At 60.2% G+C, this 18,052-nt stretch carries 17 protein-coding genes and 1 tRNA gene; 10 read left to right on the forward strand and 8 right to left on the reverse strand.

Going from position 1 to position 18,052, the window contains the following annotated elements; translation table 11 throughout:
* Window positions 1-25 precede the first annotated feature (25 nt).
* Together VDP81_RS03635 and VDP81_RS03640 are read right to left on the reverse strand one after the other, a co-directional pair.
* A complete protein-coding gene (locus tag VDP81_RS03635; RefSeq protein WP_323011565.1) occupies window positions 26-1,582 on the reverse strand; it encodes an indolepyruvate oxidoreductase subunit beta family protein in 1,557 nt (518 codons plus the stop codon).
* Window positions 1,583-1,605: 23 nt separating this feature from the next.
* Window positions 1,606-3,864, reverse strand: coding sequence for an indolepyruvate ferredoxin oxidoreductase subunit alpha (locus tag VDP81_RS03640; RefSeq protein ID WP_323011566.1), 2,259 nt, complete (start codon window positions 3,862-3,864; stop codon window positions 1,606-1,608).
* Window positions 3,865-4,028: 164 nt separating this feature from the next.
* Between VDP81_RS03640 and VDP81_RS03645 the strand changes: the two genes are divergently transcribed.
* Complete coding sequence (locus VDP81_RS03645; protein ID WP_322994427.1) at window positions 4,029-4,544, forward strand: MarR family winged helix-turn-helix transcriptional regulator; 516 nt, start codon at window positions 4,029-4,031, stop codon at window positions 4,542-4,544.
* On the opposite strand, the gene VDP81_RS03650 is transcribed toward VDP81_RS03645, so the two are convergent.
* Window positions 4,530-5,000, reverse strand: coding sequence for a MarR family winged helix-turn-helix transcriptional regulator (locus VDP81_RS03650; protein WP_322994426.1), 471 nt, complete (start codon window positions 4,998-5,000; stop codon window positions 4,530-4,532). The two genes, VDP81_RS03645 and VDP81_RS03650, sit on opposite strands and share 15 nt — an antisense overlap.
* Before the next feature lie 106 nt (window positions 5,001-5,106).
* On the opposite strand from VDP81_RS03650, the gene VDP81_RS03655 reads away from it, so the two are divergent.
* Window positions 5,107-6,018, forward strand: a complete 912-nt coding sequence (locus VDP81_RS03655; protein WP_323011567.1) for a LysR family transcriptional regulator — start codon at window positions 5,107-5,109, stop codon at window positions 6,016-6,018.
* Here VDP81_RS03655 and VDP81_RS03660 read toward each other — a convergent pair.
* Window positions 5,975-6,811: a bifunctional allantoicase/(S)-ureidoglycine aminohydrolase gene (locus VDP81_RS03660; RefSeq protein WP_322994425.1), complete on the reverse strand. Its 837-nt coding sequence runs from the start codon at window positions 6,809-6,811 to the stop codon at window positions 5,975-5,977. The two genes, VDP81_RS03655 and VDP81_RS03660, sit on opposite strands and share 44 nt — an antisense overlap.
* Window positions 6,812-7,083: 272 nt before the next feature.
* Between VDP81_RS03660 and VDP81_RS03665 the strand changes: the two genes are divergently transcribed.
* Window positions 7,084-7,698: a hypothetical protein gene (locus VDP81_RS03665; RefSeq protein ID WP_323011568.1), complete on the forward strand. Its 615-nt coding sequence runs from the start codon at window positions 7,084-7,086 to the stop codon at window positions 7,696-7,698.
* Between the two features lie 56 nt (window positions 7,699-7,754).
* Window positions 7,755-8,426 carry a 7-cyano-7-deazaguanine/7-aminomethyl-7-deazaguanine transporter gene (locus tag VDP81_RS03670; RefSeq protein WP_323011569.1) on the forward strand — a complete coding sequence of 224 codons (672 nt, stop codon included), beginning with the start codon at window positions 7,755-7,757 and terminating at the stop codon, window positions 8,424-8,426.
* 98 nt (window positions 8,427-8,524) lie between these two features.
* On the opposite strand, the gene VDP81_RS03675 is transcribed toward VDP81_RS03670, so the two are convergent.
* Window positions 8,525-8,598: transfer RNA gene (locus tag VDP81_RS03675), tRNA-Cys, on the reverse strand.
* A gap of 52 nt (window positions 8,599-8,650) precedes the next feature.
* On the reverse strand, window positions 8,651-9,976 hold the full coding sequence (locus VDP81_RS03680; protein ID WP_323011570.1) for a ferric reductase-like transmembrane domain-containing protein: 1,326 nt from the start codon (window positions 9,974-9,976) through the stop codon (window positions 8,651-8,653).
* A gap of 168 nt (window positions 9,977-10,144) precedes the next feature.
* Here VDP81_RS03680 and VDP81_RS03685 point away from each other — a divergent pair, with 168 nt between their 5' ends.
* Together VDP81_RS03685 and VDP81_RS03690 are read left to right on the forward strand one after the other, a co-directional pair.
* Window positions 10,145-11,284, forward strand: coding sequence for a metallophosphoesterase (locus tag VDP81_RS03685; RefSeq protein WP_323011571.1), 1,140 nt, complete (start codon window positions 10,145-10,147; stop codon window positions 11,282-11,284).
* A 12-nt stretch (window positions 11,285-11,296) separates the two neighbouring features.
* Entirely contained in the window at window positions 11,297-12,142 is an 846-nt protein-coding gene (locus tag VDP81_RS03690; RefSeq protein WP_322994418.1) for an aldo/keto reductase, read from the forward strand.
* Here VDP81_RS03690 and VDP81_RS03695 read toward each other — a convergent pair.
* Window positions 12,139-13,995 (reverse strand): methyl-accepting chemotaxis protein, encoded by a 1,857-nt coding sequence (locus VDP81_RS03695; RefSeq protein ID WP_323011572.1) that lies wholly within the window; start codon window positions 13,993-13,995, stop codon window positions 12,139-12,141. The genes VDP81_RS03690 and VDP81_RS03695 overlap by 4 nt on opposite strands.
* A gap of 91 nt (window positions 13,996-14,086) precedes the next feature.
* On the reverse strand, window positions 14,087-15,556 hold the full coding sequence (locus VDP81_RS03700) for a M20 family metallopeptidase (RefSeq protein ID WP_323011573.1): 1,470 nt from the start codon (window positions 15,554-15,556) through the stop codon (window positions 14,087-14,089).
* Between the two features lie 142 nt (window positions 15,557-15,698).
* On the opposite strand from VDP81_RS03700, the gene VDP81_RS03705 reads away from it, so the two are divergent.
* From VDP81_RS03705 to VDP81_RS03720, 4 genes are read left to right on the forward strand one after another with little or no spacing between them, the layout of a single operon-like run.
* Window positions 15,699-15,926: a hexameric tyrosine-coordinated heme protein gene (locus VDP81_RS03705; RefSeq protein ID WP_323011574.1), complete on the forward strand. Its 228-nt coding sequence runs from the start codon at window positions 15,699-15,701 to the stop codon at window positions 15,924-15,926.
* A 40-nt stretch (window positions 15,927-15,966) separates the two neighbouring features.
* A complete protein-coding gene (locus tag VDP81_RS03710; protein WP_323011575.1) occupies window positions 15,967-16,569 on the forward strand; it encodes a DUF2946 family protein in 603 nt (200 codons plus the stop codon).
* 36 nt (window positions 16,570-16,605) lie between these two features.
* Window positions 16,606-17,193, forward strand: coding sequence for an NUDIX hydrolase (locus VDP81_RS03715; protein ID WP_323011576.1), 588 nt, complete (start codon window positions 16,606-16,608; stop codon window positions 17,191-17,193).
* A gap of 6 nt (window positions 17,194-17,199) precedes the next feature.
* Window positions 17,200-18,051, forward strand: coding sequence for a leucyl/phenylalanyl-tRNA--protein transferase (locus VDP81_RS03720; protein WP_416233203.1), 852 nt, complete (start codon window positions 17,200-17,202; stop codon window positions 18,049-18,051).
* The last annotated feature ends 1 nt before the right edge of the window (window position 18,052 follow it).

The following is an 18,052-nucleotide window of genomic DNA, read 5'->3' on the forward strand; positions in this document are numbered from 1 at the left end:
TTATGCATGAATAGATCCTTTGGGCTCAGGCAAACAGCCCATCGACCGGAAACCCCCGGCGCACCAGGGTGTCGCGCAGGAAGCGACCATGTTCGTCGGCCAGGGCCGCATTGCGGATTTCGCGCAGGATGGCGGGTGCCAGCGCGTTCGCATGGCGATCCAACACCGTCATGATGATTTCGTAATTACGCAGACCCCGTGTGTGCGTATCGCTGTAACCACGCACCAGCGTTTGGCATTTGGCGGCTTCCAGCGCCAGACGGGGATCGATGGCGGCTGCCGTGCGCAAGCGCTGCAGCCAGACATCGATACGCGCAGTCTCGACGGCGTAGCGCAAGGTGACGCGCCGCCAGCGCCCCCACCATGCCAGCACATACAGCAAGAAAAATCCACCCAACGAACTGGTGGCAACCACCCGGCCTTCGCGAGTGAAGCGGGCCACCAGGCGATGAATGGCATGCGGCTTGGACAGCCAGCGCCCCAGGCCGGCCGGCAGGGTTTCACAGATTTCCTCGATGCGCGGGTGCATGTATTCAGAAATCGACAGCACCTGCTCGTCGGTCGAGTGCACTTCATCGCGCACACGGTTAAAACGGCTGCCACGGATTTTGAGGTCGGCTACCCGAATAGTGTCTTCGTAGCTCATCCACAAGGCGAGATGGCGGGCTATTTCACGCATCATCTCGGCATCTTCACCGCCGGGCGCAGCTCTTTGCGCATCCAGCCGATCCAGATACAGACGTCCGTAGGCAGGGTCTTGGTAATCCACACAACGACGGATGCCCTCGATCACGATGGGCTGGATGTCTGCTGGGTAGCTGCGGGCATGTTCGACCAGCCTAGCCACCTGTGGATGGCGCGGCGCCACAGTGGCTGGGTCCGGCAAGGCCGGTTTTGCATCGACGGCTGGGCCACCATCCCGCGCCCGCACCGTGGGACGTGAAGCCTCGCTTTGTGTGATCCGCGCCTGCTCAAAGGCATCGGCAAAAGCCGCCAGACTGGCCTTGACGCCCAGGCCGCCGCGTTCGATGGTTGCTTCGAATTGGGCCCGATTGAAGGGCAGCACCCCGGCACCGCTGAGCGCGCCAAACAACACGGCGCTGACCACGCTGCCGTTGCGCTCTGCCGTGCTGGCCATGTCGAAGGCCACCAGCCGGCGGGCGGCACGGCGAATCTGCCGGTGCAGCGCATCGCTATCAACCCGGCCATCGCCCGGATGCGATTTCTCGGCAATCGAATAGACCCGGTGCGTAGACCCGATCAGCGTCGTGCGGTCCTGCGTGACGAAACCGCGCTGAACCGCACGGCCCGCTTCCATGAGTTCGGATGCCAGGACGATATCCACATCGCCCGGCATAGGCGACTGCGCCAACACTGGCACACGGGCATCGGGCCGATCCGCCCCAGGGAATAGCTCGACATAATAGATCGTGGCGCCGGTGCGTTGCGCCACGCCGGGCACGGACGCAGTCTGGGCAAACCAGCCATTGGCTTCGCCCATATCGACGATCCAGTCGGCCAGCACGCCGCCGCCTTCGCCACCCATGGCCAGAATCGCAATCTTGATCGGTTCAGAATACATATCGGCTTATCTCAATGGACCCATTAGAAGACATGCCGGTCGCGACGACGGGCCAGGCCGCGCTGCAGCCAGGCAATGACCGCCCCGCGCATGCGGTGCTTCCATTTGTCCCAACCGGTCGGGTTATTGATGATGCTGGCTTTATAAAACGATGGACACAGCACCGCAGCATGGGCGACCTCGCCGCAATGACCGCACCCCACGCAGCTATCCTCGACTGCCGTGATGGGCTCTTGGCGCAGCGGATCGGGATTATCCTTGATGGTGAGCGACGGACAGCCCGACAAGCGAATGCAGGAGTGATCGCCGGTACATGTGTCAGGATCGACCCCGAAGCGTTCACGCACGACTCGTTTGCCCTCGGCAATGGCTTTGCGCCGCAGCGGTTTTTCACGCCGCTGGAGATTGAGCATGCATTCGCTTTGGGCGATCAACACCTTGGGGCCATGTGAGAGCGTGGTCAGAGCCTCGCGCAGCGCGCGCGTCATGGCCTTGGTATCGTAGGTGCGCCGGATCGTACGCACCCACTTCACCCCCACGCCGCGCACGGCGTCCTCGATTTCGTGGCCGGTGCTGCGGGTCGGATTGACGGTATTGTGCGTGGAAAGTATGTCCTGCCCGCCGGTGGCGGCGGTGTAGTTGTTGTCCACGATAATGGTCAGGTTATCGCTTTGGTTGAACACCGAGTTGGCCACGCCGCTGGTCAGGCCGTTATGCCAGAACCCGCCATCCCCCATGATGGAAATGGCGCGGCGATTGGCGGGTGTACTGCCCGGCGCGACATTCAGGGCCGATGCGCTGGCCCCACCCAGACCATAGCCCATGGTGGTATTGCCCAGGTCGAAAGGCGGCAGGATGGAAAACAGCTGGCAACCAATATCGGCGCTGATGTGATGCACCCCCAATTCGCGTTCAACCAGTCGGATGGCAGAGAAAATAGGCCGCTCCGGACATCCGGTACATAGCCCAGGCGGGCGTGGATACACGGTTTCGCTAAGCGGCGGCAGCTCTTGCCCGGGGGGAACCTCGGCGACCGCCGTCACTTCGATAGCGGCAGTGGTTTCGACCGCCGCCACGGCTGCAACAGCGACTGCTGCTTCCGTGGATTCTGTCACGACCGGCAGTGGCGCATCAGGGGTAACTTCGGGCAAGGCCCAACCGTGCTGTTCCAGAAAAGCCTTCAGTCCGACGCGCACAACGGCGGTCGTGTATTCACCCGCCATCGGCAGCACATCCTTACCGTGCAGGCGGATATCCAGATGACGCTGCAGCACGATCGAAGCAACATTTTGTTCGATAAAGTTTGGCTGCCCTTCTTCCAGAATCAGCAGGGCTTTCTTGTCCTGGCAGAAGCGTTCGAATTCGTCTTCAATCAAGGGGTAGGCCACGTTCATGACATACAGGGGAATCTTCGATTCACCGTATACGTCTGCCAAACCCAGGCGCTGCAGTGCGCGGATCACGGTGTTATAAAGCCCGCCTTGCAGGGCTATGCCAACATCCGCCACCTTTTCGGAGAAAAACTCATTGAGCTGGCGATCCTGGACGAAGCGCACGGCAGCAGGCCAGCGTTCTTCGATTTTTTCTTTTTCGTGCACAAAGCTGGCCGGGGGCAACACAATGCGATTGACATCCCGCACGGGGTTTTCCAGCGCATCGCGCACGGAAAATGCGGGGGCCTGATTGTCGGACGCAATGAACTGCCCATGCAAGTGGCAAGAACGGATACGCACCTGCAGCATGACCGGCGTGTGGCTGGCCTCGGACAGATCAAAACCATCCTTGACCGCCTGTACGATACAAGGCAGATTCGGGCGCGGATCGAGCAGCCAGATCTGGGATTTCATGGCAAAGGCGTGGCTGCGCTCTTGCATGATCGAAGAACCTTCACCGTAATCTTCGCCGACGATCACCAGCGCACCGCCTGTAACCCCGCCCGAGGCCAGGTTCGCTAGCGCATCGGAAGCCACGTTGGTGCCGACCGTGGCCTTGAAGGTGACTGCGCCGCGCAGGGGATAGTTGACGGATGCCGACAGGGTTGCCGCCGCCGTGGCCTCGCTGGCGCTGTTCTCGAAGCGTATGCCGTATTCCGCCAGAATGTCCTGCGCATCCGCGAGAACATCCATCAAGTGCGAAATCGGCGCCCCCTGATAGCCTGCGATATAGCCCACCCCGGATTCCAGCAGCGCTTTGGTGATCGCGAGAATGCCCTCACCACGAAAGACTTCTCCCGCTGGCAATCGTAGCTTCTTGACTTCATTGACAAATGATCGTTCGGCCATTGTCTCGCTCCAGAATCATGAATTCGCCGCCTCTTCCGGGCAAATCTTGGAGCAAATTATAGTTTACGACTGAATCTATTCATTATCATGATTTACCCTAAGCCCATGTCCGGTAATCATCGGACAGGCATAGAATGGCAGCCACGACTGACAGTAGGATACAGATGTCACACGCTACGGAACCCAGCCCTTCTCCCACTCGATTCATCGATGGCTATCTGCCCGCCCTGCTGGCGCTGGCCAGCCAACTGATTTCGGGAGAATTTCACGAGGTGGTCCGCCAACACGGTTTTTCAGTCACTGAATGGCGCGTCATGGCATCTCTGGCTGATGGCAACCTCATCAGCATCGGCGACCTGGCCCAGGTTACCGTCACCAAACAGCCTACCATCACCCGCCTACTGGACCGCATGGAATCAAAGCACCAGATTGAACGGCTGCCCCACCCTAGTGATCGGCGCATCACCCTGGTTCGGATCACGCCCCAGGGGACTACCATGATCAAACATCTGATCGGGCTGGCCCGCGAACACGAAAGCCGCATCCTGGAACCCTTTGGGCTGGTCCGGGCCGAAGAACTGAAGAAGACGCTGCGCCAGATTATTGAACTACACGCAGGGCTGCCAAGCGGCAGCAGCATCCCCAACCAAAGCGACCAGCCCGACTCAGTGCTCGGATAGGTTTGCAAACATATGCTTGAGCGTTTCCATCAACTGCTCCAGTTCTTCCGCAGTCAGGCCCTGATAGCCACGCACGAAAATTCTGTGGGTCGCCTGCTCGATCTGCACGGCCAGCGCCTCGCCGTCGGGGGTGATCACGACATCGGTCACACGCGCATCTTCTGCATTGGTGCGCATCTCGATCAGCCCCGCCTCACGCATCCGCTGAAGAATACGCGTCAATGTCGAAGGCTTGATGACCACGTGCATGGCCAGCGTGGAGACGCTGACAATCCCATGCTGCCGCAAGACAATCAAGACCCGCCGCTGAGGGATACCGGTCTTCAGTCGCTTGAGCACTCTTTCCAGTTCTAGCGTATAGAGGGCATGCAGGCGAACCAGCCAGTAAAACGGGAACTCGTCGTAATGGAAGTCTTTACCTTCCGGAATAAAATGCTGTGGATCAATGCCAGCCATAGTCCCTACCTGATAGCCATCCTGAGCCCGCTTTTTCCCTACGGAACAAGCGGGATTTTCCCACGCATCATACGTCAAGCCAGACCGATATCATTGATTACGCGCCATGAAATCCAATCGACCACTCTTTGACCTGGACTTGCTGAAGGCCTTTATCACGGTGGTGGATCACGGTGGCTTCACAGCAGCCGCCACACGGCTGCATTCGACTCAATCCACGATCAGCCAGAAAATACGCCGCCTGGAAGACATGGCGGGCCATCGCTTGCTGGACCGCGGCAACCGCGAAGTGCTGCCGACCGAAGCAGGCGAAGCCCTGCTGAGCCACGCCCGCCACCTATTGGCCTTGAATGAACAGATCCTGGATGTGCTGGCCGGTGCCGCCGTTGCCGCGACCGTACGGCTGGGCGTGCCAGAAGACTTTGTGGCCCGCCGCACGACGCAGGTGCTGGCAGACTTCAGCCGCCACCATCCACAGGTGAAGCTGGAAATCACCAGCGGACTATGTTCCAGCCTGACCACCAGCTTTGACCGGGGCGAACTCGACCTCATTTTGATCAAGCAACGCCGCCACAGCCGCAGCGCCATCACCCGTCAGGCTGAATCCCTGGCCTGGATCGACAGTGCGCAGCATCCTTGCCTGCATCTCGATCCCATTCCCCTGGTGACTTTTCCCCCCAGGGGCCTGTACCGGGAAGATATGATCCGCGCCGTCGAAGCCATGGGCCGCGCCTGGCGCATTGCCTACACCTGTTCCAGCCTGAATGGCATCCAAAGCGCCGTGGCGGCAGGCCTGGGCATCAGCCTGTTGCCGCAGCGCAGCGTCACGCCGGATCACTCGGTACTCGGCACCCACCATGGTCTGCCGCCCGTGGAACAGTACGAGATTGCATTGCTGCACCGGCCAACGGCCAATGCCATGGTTCAGGCATTGGCACAGGCGCTGGCCGATATGCTGGCCGAAGAAACGCGGATTAGCCGCCCAGACCACCCAGGGTCAGGGCCGCATGGCGATTGACGTCCTTGTACAGCAAGTAGCGGAAGGGCTTGGGGCCACCGGCATAGCAGGCTTGCGGGCAGAAGGCGCGCAGCCACATGAAGTCACCCGCCTGTACTTCGACCCAGTCTTGATTGAGACGGTAGACGGCCTGGCCTTCCAGCACATACAAGCCGTGCTCCATCACATGGGTTTCGGCAAACGGGATGATGCCACCGGGCTGGAACGTGACGATATTCACATGCATGTCATGGCGCATGTCGGCCATGTCCACGAAGCGCGTCGTCTTCCAACGGCCTTCGGTATCCGGCATGGCGATCGGCTCGATGTCCTGCTCGTTGGTGAAGAAGGCCTCGGGCGCAGCCAGACCGTCCACCACCTGATAGCGCTTGCGGATCCAGTGGAAACGCACGGCTGACGCACTGCGATTACGCAAGCTCCAATTCGATGCGGGCGGGATAAAGGCATAGCCGCCCGCTTTCATGGCATGTGCGGTGCCATCCAGCGTGACTTCCATTTCCCCTTCGACTACAAACAACACACCCTCGGCCTTGGAGTCCAGCTCGGGCCGATCACTGCCGCCACCGGCGCTGACTTCGACAATGTACTGGGAAAAAGTCTCGGCAAAGCCTGTCAACGGACGGGCCAGCACCCACAAGCGGGTCTTGTCCCAGAACGGCAGATGGCTGGTCACGATATCGCGCACCACCCCCTTGGGGATGACGGCATAGGCCTCAGTGAACATGGCGCGATCGGTCAACAGGTCGGTCTGTGGGGGGTGGCCGCCTTTCGGGGCGTAGTAAGTCGTGGACATGGAGGACTCCTGGGATGTCATGTGAAGAACCCTGGCGCATCGACACTGGCGCCTTGGAATTGAAGCGAGAGTCCATACCATATCGGACGCACTTCATATTTACAAATTAAATATTGAAATTTCATCATTCATTTTATGAATACATAAACTAAGCAAATCCTGGCTTCGCATCCCCAGCCCGGATCGCATCCCCAGCCCCCCACCGGCAAAGCCCTGGGCCGACTCATCTACAATGCCGTCTTCCCTTTCAATATCAGCATGATGCAGACGCAATGGACATCGCACTTACTCTACTGGCCATCGTCGTGGCATGGCGGCTGCTGTGCCTGCGCTACCAGCGCGGCCACATCGCCTTACTGGGGCGCCATCTAGCCCGCCTGCAACTCGAACGCCACATGGAAACCCTCACGCAGGGCTATACCCGGGCCATCAACGAAAAAGAAACCAGCCGCCAACTGCAGGTACTGGCTGGGTTTGCCCAGACCGAACACGCCGTCGCCGCGCAAATGCGTACCTTGGCAGATGCCATGCACGCAGAAAATGCGCAGGACACGCGCATGGGCATACTGTCATTCTGCCTGCCGTATATCGAACGTTTTCTGCCGGCCTCCACCCGCGACTTTCGTGCCCTGCTGGAGATACACGCCACAGGCCTGCGCCACGTGGTGGACAATGAGAACCACTGGAGCCCGAAAGACCGCGCCTATCATCTTTCAGCAGAGCTATACCTGATGCAGCACAGCTGCCACTGGTACTGCAAGTCGCGGGCTGTGGCCGATGTCAGGCTGGCAGGGCGGCACCGAGTCAAACACCAAAAGGTCCTGGAGTCCGTCTCAGAGGTGACCCGGCAGGCTTATCAGCAATGGTTGCAGGGCGACAGGATATAATCCCCACGGCAACACCTTCATGGGTTCCCTTACCCCATCCACTAAAAAGGCTCATCATGACCTCCCCTTGCGCGCCGTCTTCGCGGGCTTCCAGCTATCTGACTTTGCTGGTTGCATTCCATGTATTCATCATCATCGCCAGCAACTATCTGGTGCAACTGCCCATCGACCTGTTCGGGTTTCACAGCACCTGGGGCGCCTTCAGTTTTCCTTTCATCTTCCTGGCCACCGACCTGACCGTACGACTGATCGGCAAGCATCAGGCACGCCGAGTCATTGCCCGAGCCATGGTGCCTGCGCTGATTGCTTCATATGTGGTATCCGTGCTGTTCAACGACGGCCTGTTCAGCGGCCTGGATGCCCTGGGTCACTTCGATACTTTCGTCTTTCGGATCGCGCTGGCCAGCTTCATGGCCTACGTCCTGGGGCAACTGCTGGATGTGCAGGTGTTCGACCGCATCCGACGCAGCACCGTGGTCTGGTGGGCCGCCCCGGCCGCCTCTGCCGTTCTCGGGCAGGCGCTGGATACACTGGTGTTTTTCTGGGTGGCCTTCTGGCATAGCAGCAACCCCTTCATGGCGGCGCATTGGGGTGAAATCGCCCTGGTGGACTATGCCATCAAACTCTTGGTCAGCCTGCTGCTGTTTGTTCCCTTATACGGCATCATGCTGAATGCCATCACCCGTTTCATGCAGTCTCAGCGCGCCGCTCAGGTCCCTGCGACATGATTGCCATGTGGCGGTAGGGGGTCAAAAAAATGGGGTCAGACACCATTTTTTTACGGCAAAACGGCCCATGTCGAGGACATGAGCCGTTTTTGTAAATCTGGAGGCGCAAGCCGGAATCGAACCGACGTATACGGATTTGCAGTCCGCTGCATCACCACTCTGCCATTGCGCCGATGATGCGCTGGATTGTTCCAGCCAAGTCGATCATTATACGATATTTTTCATCATCGCATTTCAAACGCCTCACGGTGCACCGCCACATCCTTCAGGCCCAAGGCCTGCAACCCGGTTTCCAACTGCCTTGCCAAGCCTGCCGGGCCACAAAACCAGACATCCATGGCATCCCCCTCCTGGACCTGACTGGCACGGTGCAACGTATCCGCCTCCAGACGCTGGCCATGGCTGGCATCGTGCACATGCAAGGTGATGCTGGGTAGTGCAGCACACAGCGCCTGCAACCGAGTCACAAAAGGATCATGGGCAGCATCCCGCACGCAGTAATGCAGTTGCGCTCGGGGAGCGGCCTCGGGACGGGCCTGCAAGGACTCCAACCAGGCCAGAAACGGGGTGATGCCAATGCCGCCCGCGACCCAGGCCTGATTAGCCTGGCCTCGTCGATGGTCAAATCGTCCATAGGGGCCTTCCACCTGCACCGCATCGCCCGCCTGCAGGCGCTGAGCCAGCGTCCGGGTGTAATCGCCCAGTGCCTTGATCTCGAAGCGCAAGTGCCCGGCCTGCTCGGCACTGGCAATGGTGTAGGGGTGGGCACCCTCACGCGCATCAAACGTCACAAAGGCAAATTGGCCCGCCTGATGCCCCGGCCAGCCGGTATTCATCACGCAGTTGACCTCGGTAATCCCCCCTGCCAGTTGGCGCACGGACTGAATATGGCCGACGTGGCGACGACGCTGGCCGATCCGCTGACGCAGGGCCGGAATGGCCGCCAGGCTGCCGCCCAGCATCAAGGCCCCCATGATCAGCCCCAAGGGCTGCAACCACCAGGCCGCCGGGGTCAAGGCCACCACATGGAACACCAGCACGAGATACAGCAACGGCATCACCCGATGCAGAATCCGCCAGGATTTATAGGGGAAAGCCTTCCATAGCGTGATCAACAGTGACACAATCAAGATATAGATCGCCCATTCGCCCACGTCCTTGGCCAAGCCATGGCTGGACACCAAGAACTCCGGCACAATGGTCTTGGGCGGTTTGTTGACTGCTGCCCCGATCAGGCTACGCAAGGTTCCCCCGCCAATTTCCATCAACCAGTGCACAATGCCCAGGCTGATGGCCAGAATGCCAGCCCATTTATGCAGCCGGTAAATGCGGTCCATACCTCCCAGCGCAGACTCCAGCCAGACGGGCCGGGTGGCCAACATCATCACCAGAGACATCAGGCCCATGGCCCAGATGCCAGTCAGGAAAATACCTTCCTTGCGGGCAACCCAGAGCCCATCCCCCGCCATGGGGTTTAAGACCAGGGCATCCCAGGCCCAGGCCAGGGTCAGAATCCCTAGGAACGAGATCAGAACAGTGCGTGTTTTCATACTGATTTCCATGCATTCAGCCAATCCAATTGGCGATGGCGTCAGTATGCAAGCCACTGCCTGAACAAACTGTGAAGCCTGCGTTCATCCGAAATTCATCAAGTATCAAATGTTCTAAGATAGCCCCCGTACATGTTTTCATTGCTTTTTGCAGGACAGGATTCACCCATGGGAACCATTTTGCCTTTGATCACCGGCACGATCTGGCTGTATATCGTCTGGCGCTTCGTCTGGCCGCTGCCTATTGGCATTGCCGGTCGGGCAGGGTTGGCACTGGTACTGTTGCTGGCGGCCCAGTACCACAAGATCATCACACTTTTTTTCGGCACCCTGGCCTCGCCCGAACTTCCCCAGTGGGTGCTGATCATCCTGGCCTGGGCCTTTGGCGTGGTGCTGTTGCTGGCCTTGCTGCTGCTGTTGCGCGACATCGTCGGCCTGCTGGCATGGCTGCCTGCCCGCTCTGTGGGACGGGCCATTCTAAAGGGGCGTAATCTGGGGATAGGGATTGGCGGGCTGGCCGTGGTGTTGTCGGCAATTGGCGTCTGGCAGGCAATCAAGACCCCAGACATCAAGACCATTGCCGTCCAGATCCCCGGCCTATCGACGGAATTCGATGGCTACCGCATCGTGCAGCTCACCGACACCCACGCCAGCCGTCTGCTGCCGGAATCCTGGCAGGCAGCCGTCGTCGCCCGCACCAATCAGCTGGACCCCGATCTGATCGTCATCACAGGCGACCTGGCCGATGGCACGCCAGAAGAACGGGCCGCCGACGTGCTGCCGCTATCCCGGCTGCGTGCCCGCGACGGCGTGCTGGCGATCCCTGGAAATCACGAATACTACTCTGACTATATCCGCTGGATGCCGGCCTATCGAGCGCTGGGCCTGACCATGCTGGAAAACAGCCACGTCCTGATTCCGCGCGGCAATGCCACACTGGCCGTGGCCGGCGTCACCGACCGTCAGGCCACCGCCTTCGGTCTGCCTGGACCAGACCTGCAGGCGGCGCTGCAAGGCATTCCCCCCAACACCCCCACCATCCTGCTAGAACACCGTCCCAGCGATGCCCCGAAGAACGCCGACAGCGGCGCGATTGCCCTGCAACTGTCAGGCCATACCCACGGCGGCCAGATCCTGGGCCCCCATCTGCTGACGAAAATGGCCAATAATGGCTTTGTGTCCGGCTTTTACCGGCTCGGCCCCATGACGCTATACGTCAGCAACGGCACCGGCCTATGGAACGGCCTGGCCATCCGCCTGGGCCGCCCTTCGGAAATCACCCAGATCATCTTGCGGCCTGGTAAATAAAGAGCAAATCTCATGAAAACACGACTATTTGGCACGACAGGCCAATCCGTTTCCGTTCTGGGACAAGGCAGCTGGTATATCGACGACGCCGATCACCATCAGGCCATCAAGGCCTTCCAGGCAGGGCTGGATGCGGGCATGTCACACATAGACACCGCCGAGATGTACGGATCGGGCGCTGCTGAATCCGTGGTGGGGGATGCCATTCGCAGCCGCCGCGACGAAGTCTTTCTGGTCTCCAAGGTCCTGCCCTCCAATGCATCCTACCGAGGCACCATCGCGGCCTGCGAGCGCTCTTTAAAAGCCCTGGATACCGATCATCTGGACAGCTATCTGCTGCACTGGCGCGGCTCGGTGCCGCTGGAAGAAACCTTCCGGGCCTTCGAGGCCCTGCAGGCCGATGGCAAGATCCTGTCTTATGGGGTCAGTAATTTCGACGTGGACGATCTGCAGGAAGCCTGGGACATCCTGGGCCCCGGAAAAATCGCCTGCAATCAGGTGCTGTATCACCTGCAGGAACGCGCCATCGAACACGCCGTCATTCCCTGGTGCCAGGCGCATCAGGTCGCCGTGGTCGCCTACAGCCCATTCGGGCATGATGATTTCCCCAACGACAGCGATGCCGGCGGCCAGATCCTGCAGTCCATCGCCCTGGCCCACCAGGCCACGCCACGCCAGATCGCCCTGGCCTTCCTGACCCGCGAAGACGGCCTGTTTACCATCCCGAAATCATCGTCGGTGGCCCACACCCAGGCCAACGCGGCAGCGGCAGGTATCACCCTGAGCCCGACTGATATTCAGCGCCTGGATCAGGCCTTTCCCAAAGGGCCGCAGCCGTCTTACCTGCCGATGATCTAAGCTCGTGGCAATAACGCCACTGGCCGGGAGACGGGGCTGACGTTCTGCTCAGCCCCGTGCTCGTCCAGGCGGAAGGTTCCCACCAACTGGGCCAGGGTATTGGCCTGATCCTGCAGGCTGGCAGCAGCAGCAGCGGACTGCTCGACCAGACTGGCGTTCTGGTGGGTAACATCATCCATCTGGGCCACGGCGGTATTGATCTGCTCGATGCCGGTGGTCTGCTCGCGGTTTGCAGCGCTGATCTCGCCCATGATGTCAGTGACGCGGCGAATGCCCTCCAGGATTTCCCGGGTGGCCTGACTGGCGCTGGCGGCCTGCTGATTGCCTTTGGCCGTGGCCTGCACCGAGGTCTCGATGAGACCGCGGATTTCCTTGGCAGATGAGGCGCTGCGCTGGGCCAGCGCCCGGACTTCGGCGGCCACGACCGCAAAACCTCGCCCCTGCTCGCCCGCTCGGGCGGCTTCGACCGCGGCATTCAGCGCCAAAATGTTGGTTTGGAAGGCAATGCTGTCGATCACCCCGATGATTTCGGCCACCTGCTGGGATTTGGCATTGATCTCACTCATGGTAGAAACCAGCTCATCGACCGTATGGTTGCCTGCCGTGGTCGTGCTGGCCGCTGCCGCCGACAGTGTATTGGCCTGCTGCACATGATCGGCATTCTGCCGTACCGTGGCGGTAATTTCCTCCATGGTGGCTGCGGTCTCTGCCAGCGAGCTGGCCTGTTGTTCAGTGCGCGACGACAAATCGTGGCTGCCGCTGGCGATTTCAGTAGCGGCAGTCTGGACAGACTGGGATGCCGCCCGGATGCGCAGAAACACGTCAGAGATTTTATTGGCAAATAAATTGAAAGCGCTGGCGATCTGAGTCAGTTCATCCTTGCCGGATTCGCCCAAGCGGCGGGTCAGGTCGCCATCCCCCGAGGCAATATCCTGCAAGGCATCGCGCACCAGCACCAGCCGTCCCAACTGCTGGCGCACGAAACCAGCCATGACCAGCCCCGCGACCAGCACGCATACCAACGCAATCACGACAGCCAGCCACAGCAGACGGTCAAGCGCAGCCGTGGCTTCGGCCCGATCCACGCCAATTCCCAATATCCAAGGCGTGCCCGCCACATTCACCGCATACAGCATCTGGGCCGCACCCCCAATTTCCACGACCAAGTGACCGCCTTGATTTGCGACGGCAGAAACGGCCTGGACGCTAAGATCGGGCGCTAGATCGGTGATCGGCTTCAAGGTCAGATCCGCATCTGGATGCGCCAGGATATTCCCGGTATCCGCATCCATCAAAAAAGCAAAACTGCTTTTATAAGGACGGATTGCCGCAATTTTTCCGATGATGGATTTCATGGTCATGTCCGTCCCGATCACGGCAGTGGTTTTCCCACCCTCGATGACAGGCTGGACAAAACTGATGGTCAACACCCCTGTAGCACTATCTGGATAAACAGGCGTGATGACTGGCTTGCCCGCAGCCTCGGCCTGCTTATACCAGCTGCGCTGCGTGCCATCGTAGCCAGCGGCAACGGGGCGGGTAAAACCATAGGTCTTATCCGAACGCACGAAAAACGCCAGATCGACCCCCGTGTCTTGTATGACTTTCAAGTAGGAAACCGGGTCCTCTTTATTCAAGGCAAGTTTGATCGAGCTGGTGATCTGCTGCTTGTCATCCACCCACTGGGTGAGTTCTCCGGCATAGCTTTTAGCGAGACGATCAATGCTGGTATCCAGTGATTCCAGCACGATAGAACGCATCACCAAAAATACCGCTGCTGTCAAAATGATCAGCGATAGCGAAACAATCAGAACACTCACGCCTGTCAATCGGGCACGCAAGCTATTGAACATGGGCTGTCTCCGGTCACTTTTATTAAAATCCGGAAACCATTCTACCGACGAATGTGGTCAATCCAAATCTATTGTTAGCGATTTGAAGACATTACAACGGTAAACCGACCATGGCCTGGGCCACTGCGGCAGTCAGGCGTTTCGCATAGGGCACATGCAAAAACTCATTGGGCCCATGGGCGTTGGACTTAGGGCCCAAAACCCCGCACACCATAAACTGCGACTGCGGGAAGCCTTGCAGCAGCAAATTCATCAGCGGAATCGTGCCGCCCTGGCCGATATAGCCACACGGCGCATCGAAGTATTGTTGTGACGCGGCATCCAATGCCTGGGTCAACCAGGGGGCGGACTGTGGCGCGTCCCAGCCGCTGGCCACCCCCGGGTCAGGCTGAAACAACACCCGAGCCTGGTAGGGCGCATCCTGCTCCAGCAGGGTTTTCAGTTCCTGGGCGGCCAAGACGGCATCGACCAGCGGCGGCAGGCGCAACGAGAGCTTGAAGGCTGAACGCGGACGCAGCACATTACCGGCGCTGGCCAAGGGCGGCAGGCCCTCGGCCCCGGTCACGGACAGGGCCGGACGCCAGGTACGATTCAGCATGGCCTGCTGCGGGTCGCGCGTCATGGGCAGCACAAAACCGTGATCTGCCCCGCACGCCCAGGGAAAGCGTTGCCATACCTCGTCGCCCAGGATACGGGCGGCCTCGTGGGCCTGATCCTGACGCTTTAGAGGTATATCGCAATAAAAAGACGCCGGCAGTACCCGGCCCGTGCCGCTGTCTTCCAGGCGATCCAACAAATGACGCAAGATCCGAAAACTGGACGGCACAATCCCGCTGGAATCCCCGGAATGTACGCCTTCGTCCAGCACCTGAACTTCCAGTGTGCCGGTCACCAGCCCACGCAGCGAATTGGTCATCCAGAGCTGGTCGTAATTACCTGCCCCCGAATCCAGACACACCACCAGGGCCACCTGCCCCAGACGGTCGCGCAACGCATCAATATAGGGCAGCAAATCGTAGCTGCCGGATTCCTCGCAAGTCTCGATCAAACCCACGCAACGCGGGCGCGGCACGCCCTGGCGATCCAGGGCCTCGATGGCGGTCAGGGACGCATACGCTGCATAACCATCGTCCGCCCCGCCGCGACCATAGAGCTTGCCGTCCTGCATCACAGGCTGCCACGGCCCCAAACCCGCCCGCCAGCCCGAGAACTCTGGCTGCTTATCCAGGTGGCCATACATCAGCACGGCCTGACCATCATCCTGACGCGTCGCAGGGGCCTCGAAAAACAGCACCGGCGTGCGGCCCGGCAAGCGCAGGATCTCGACTTTCAGGCCCCTGACCGGGCGGCTTTCCAACCACTGGGCGGCATCCCGCACCACCTGATCAATATAGCCATTGCGCACCCAATCCGGATCAAACGCCGGGCTTTTGGCGGGAATCGCAATATAGCGTTCAAGCGCGGGAATGATTTCACGATCCCATTGCTCATTGATAAAGGCCTGCAATGGCTGAGGGTCCAGCCCAACAGGCGCAATAGCATTGATGTGTGGCGTATCCATGATGGAATCCTCTGGGCTGGCAAATAGCGCAAAGCTTCATTCTACGCCGACCCAATATCCCCATGACGCCATCGGTCAGCGCGCAAATCCGCTCATTTCATGCCATGCTTACACCACACCAATCCACCGGAGAAAACACACCATGTCCGATACCTGGCTGACTACCCTGATCACCGCCACCCCCCAAGAAGGCTATGAGCTGGCCATCAAACTCTCCCGCATGGGGGTCAAATACACCCAGCCCTCCGCTGAAGTGCGCGATAAACTGCGCCCTGTATACGGCGAGGACGCCAACGCCCTGATTGCTTCATCCCAGGTCGTGGCCACAAACTTCCAGACCATCGCCGCCGCCAACAACTACTGGAAATAATCATGATGCGCTCCTGTACAGTCCGGGCCGCCCTGCGCTAATGGACGACCTGGTCCACGCTGCCATGGCCCGCTGGCCGGATGTGCCGGCGGCCTATGGCTGGCTGTCTCTTTCGCGGCGCGGCCAATGGCGGCTGCACCCGCACGGCGGCGGCTGGGGGACCGACACCCCTGAACCCGGCGAATCCATCACCAGCCCACAGATCCTGGGCTTTATCGGCCGTAACTACCAGACAGACGACAGCGGCTGCTGGTTTTTTCAGAATGGCCCCCAGCGGGTATATGTCCGCCTGGACGGTGCCCCCTGGATATTGCACACCCAGCCTGGCCCGGATACCCAATTACAGTTGGGCACCCACACAGGCCAGGCCTACGGCCCCCCCAGCCACTGGTGGCTGACCCATAGCGGTCTGCTGTATGCCCAGTCGGCCCAGGGTGCAGGGTTGGTACAGGACCACGACCTGGCCCAATTGCTTGACCACCTGCGCCTGGCCGATGGCCGCACCCTGGGGGATAGCCTGGATGGCCTCAGCGCAGACCAACACACGATGATCAGCCTGGCCGGACACGACGCCCCCCTGGGCTGGCTGGACGACAATGCGGTCGCCGACATGCTGGGATTCGTCCGATTCCCCGTTTTTTAGGATGCCTTTCGCGTGGCCGTACCTTAAAATCAGCATATGAACCAGCCTGCCCCCGATTTCTACCACCCCGCCCCCCGCACCCAGCAGTTCTGCTCGCAGTGCGGCCACCCCCTGACACGCGACACACCGCCAGACGACAATCGTCTGCGCGATCTATGCACCCACTGCGGTGCAGTGCACTATCAGAATCCGCGCAATGTCGTGGGGGTGCTCCCGATTCTGGGCGATCAGGTCTTGCTGTGTCGCCGCGCCATCCAGCCGCGCCATGGCAAGTGGACACTGCCAGCGGGATTCATGGAACTGGGCGAGACCACCGAGGAAGGCGCAATCCGCGAAAACCAAGAAGAATCCGGGGCTCAGATCCAGGTGCAATCCCTCTTTACCGTGATTGACGTGCCGTCGGTCAACCAGGTCCACCTCTATTATCTGGCGCAGGCGCTGTCGCCCGATCTGGCCCCCGGCATCGAAACCCTGGAAGCCAAGTTCTTCGATCTGGATCGCATCCCCTGGGACGAACTCGCCTTTCGCACCGTCAGCACCACCCTGCAACACTATCTGCAGGATCGCGAACACGGGATTTTCGCTACGCACCATTATGCGATCGATATCCGGTTTCCCGACTGATGCCGCATGCCTTCCGATCATCCTGCCCTGACGATCCCCTGGCTCAATCCTGATACCGCGCTCCCTGATGCCAGCCAGGCCCTACCGAACGGCCTGCTGGCGGCCGGGCTGGACCTATCCCCCGCCCGCCTGCTGGAAGCCTATGGCAAGGGTGCCTTTCCCTGGTACAGCCCCGGTGAACCCGTGCTGTGGTGGAGTCCGGACCCGCGCATGATTCTGCAATGCGATGATTTCCACCTGAGCCGGTCACTCGCAAAGCGCATCCGGCAATTTGACCGCAGCAGCCTCTCCCCTGATTTCCCAGGGCCAGGCAGTGGCCTACGCCACCCACCCGACACACAATGCGTCACGCTGAATCTGGCCTTTTCCGAGGTACTTGCGCACTGCGCCACCCGAGGTTCCCCCCGACTCAGCCTGGGGGCGGCCCGATCCGGTCTGCCCTGGATGGCCCCTGGCCGGGCAGAGGGACGGGATGCAACCTGGATCACCAGCGACATCGTGGATGCCTACACCGCCTGGCACACCCAGGGCTACGTACACAGCGTGGAAACCTGGGTTGATGGACGCCTGGCAGGCGGTCTGTACGGTGTCAGCCTGGGGCAATGTTTTTTTGGCGAATCCATGTTCAGCCTGGCCGCCGACGCCAGCAAAATCGCCCTGGCTTATCTGGTCCGCTACCTGCAGGCTCAGGGCGTTCCCTGGATAGACTGCCAACAAGAAACCCCGCACCTGGCCAGCTTGGGGGCCAGGCCGATTGCCCGCCCTCAGTTCCTGGCCCTGCTGGCCGCCGGACGCCATGCACCCGCCCCTGCCTGGGGGCGCGGGCGCTTGACCGCCAGCGGACTGGTGTCACAATGAT

Source organism: Castellaniella sp., from assembly GCF_034675845.1.
GTDB lineage: Bacteria > Pseudomonadota > Gammaproteobacteria > Burkholderiales > Burkholderiaceae_B > Castellaniella.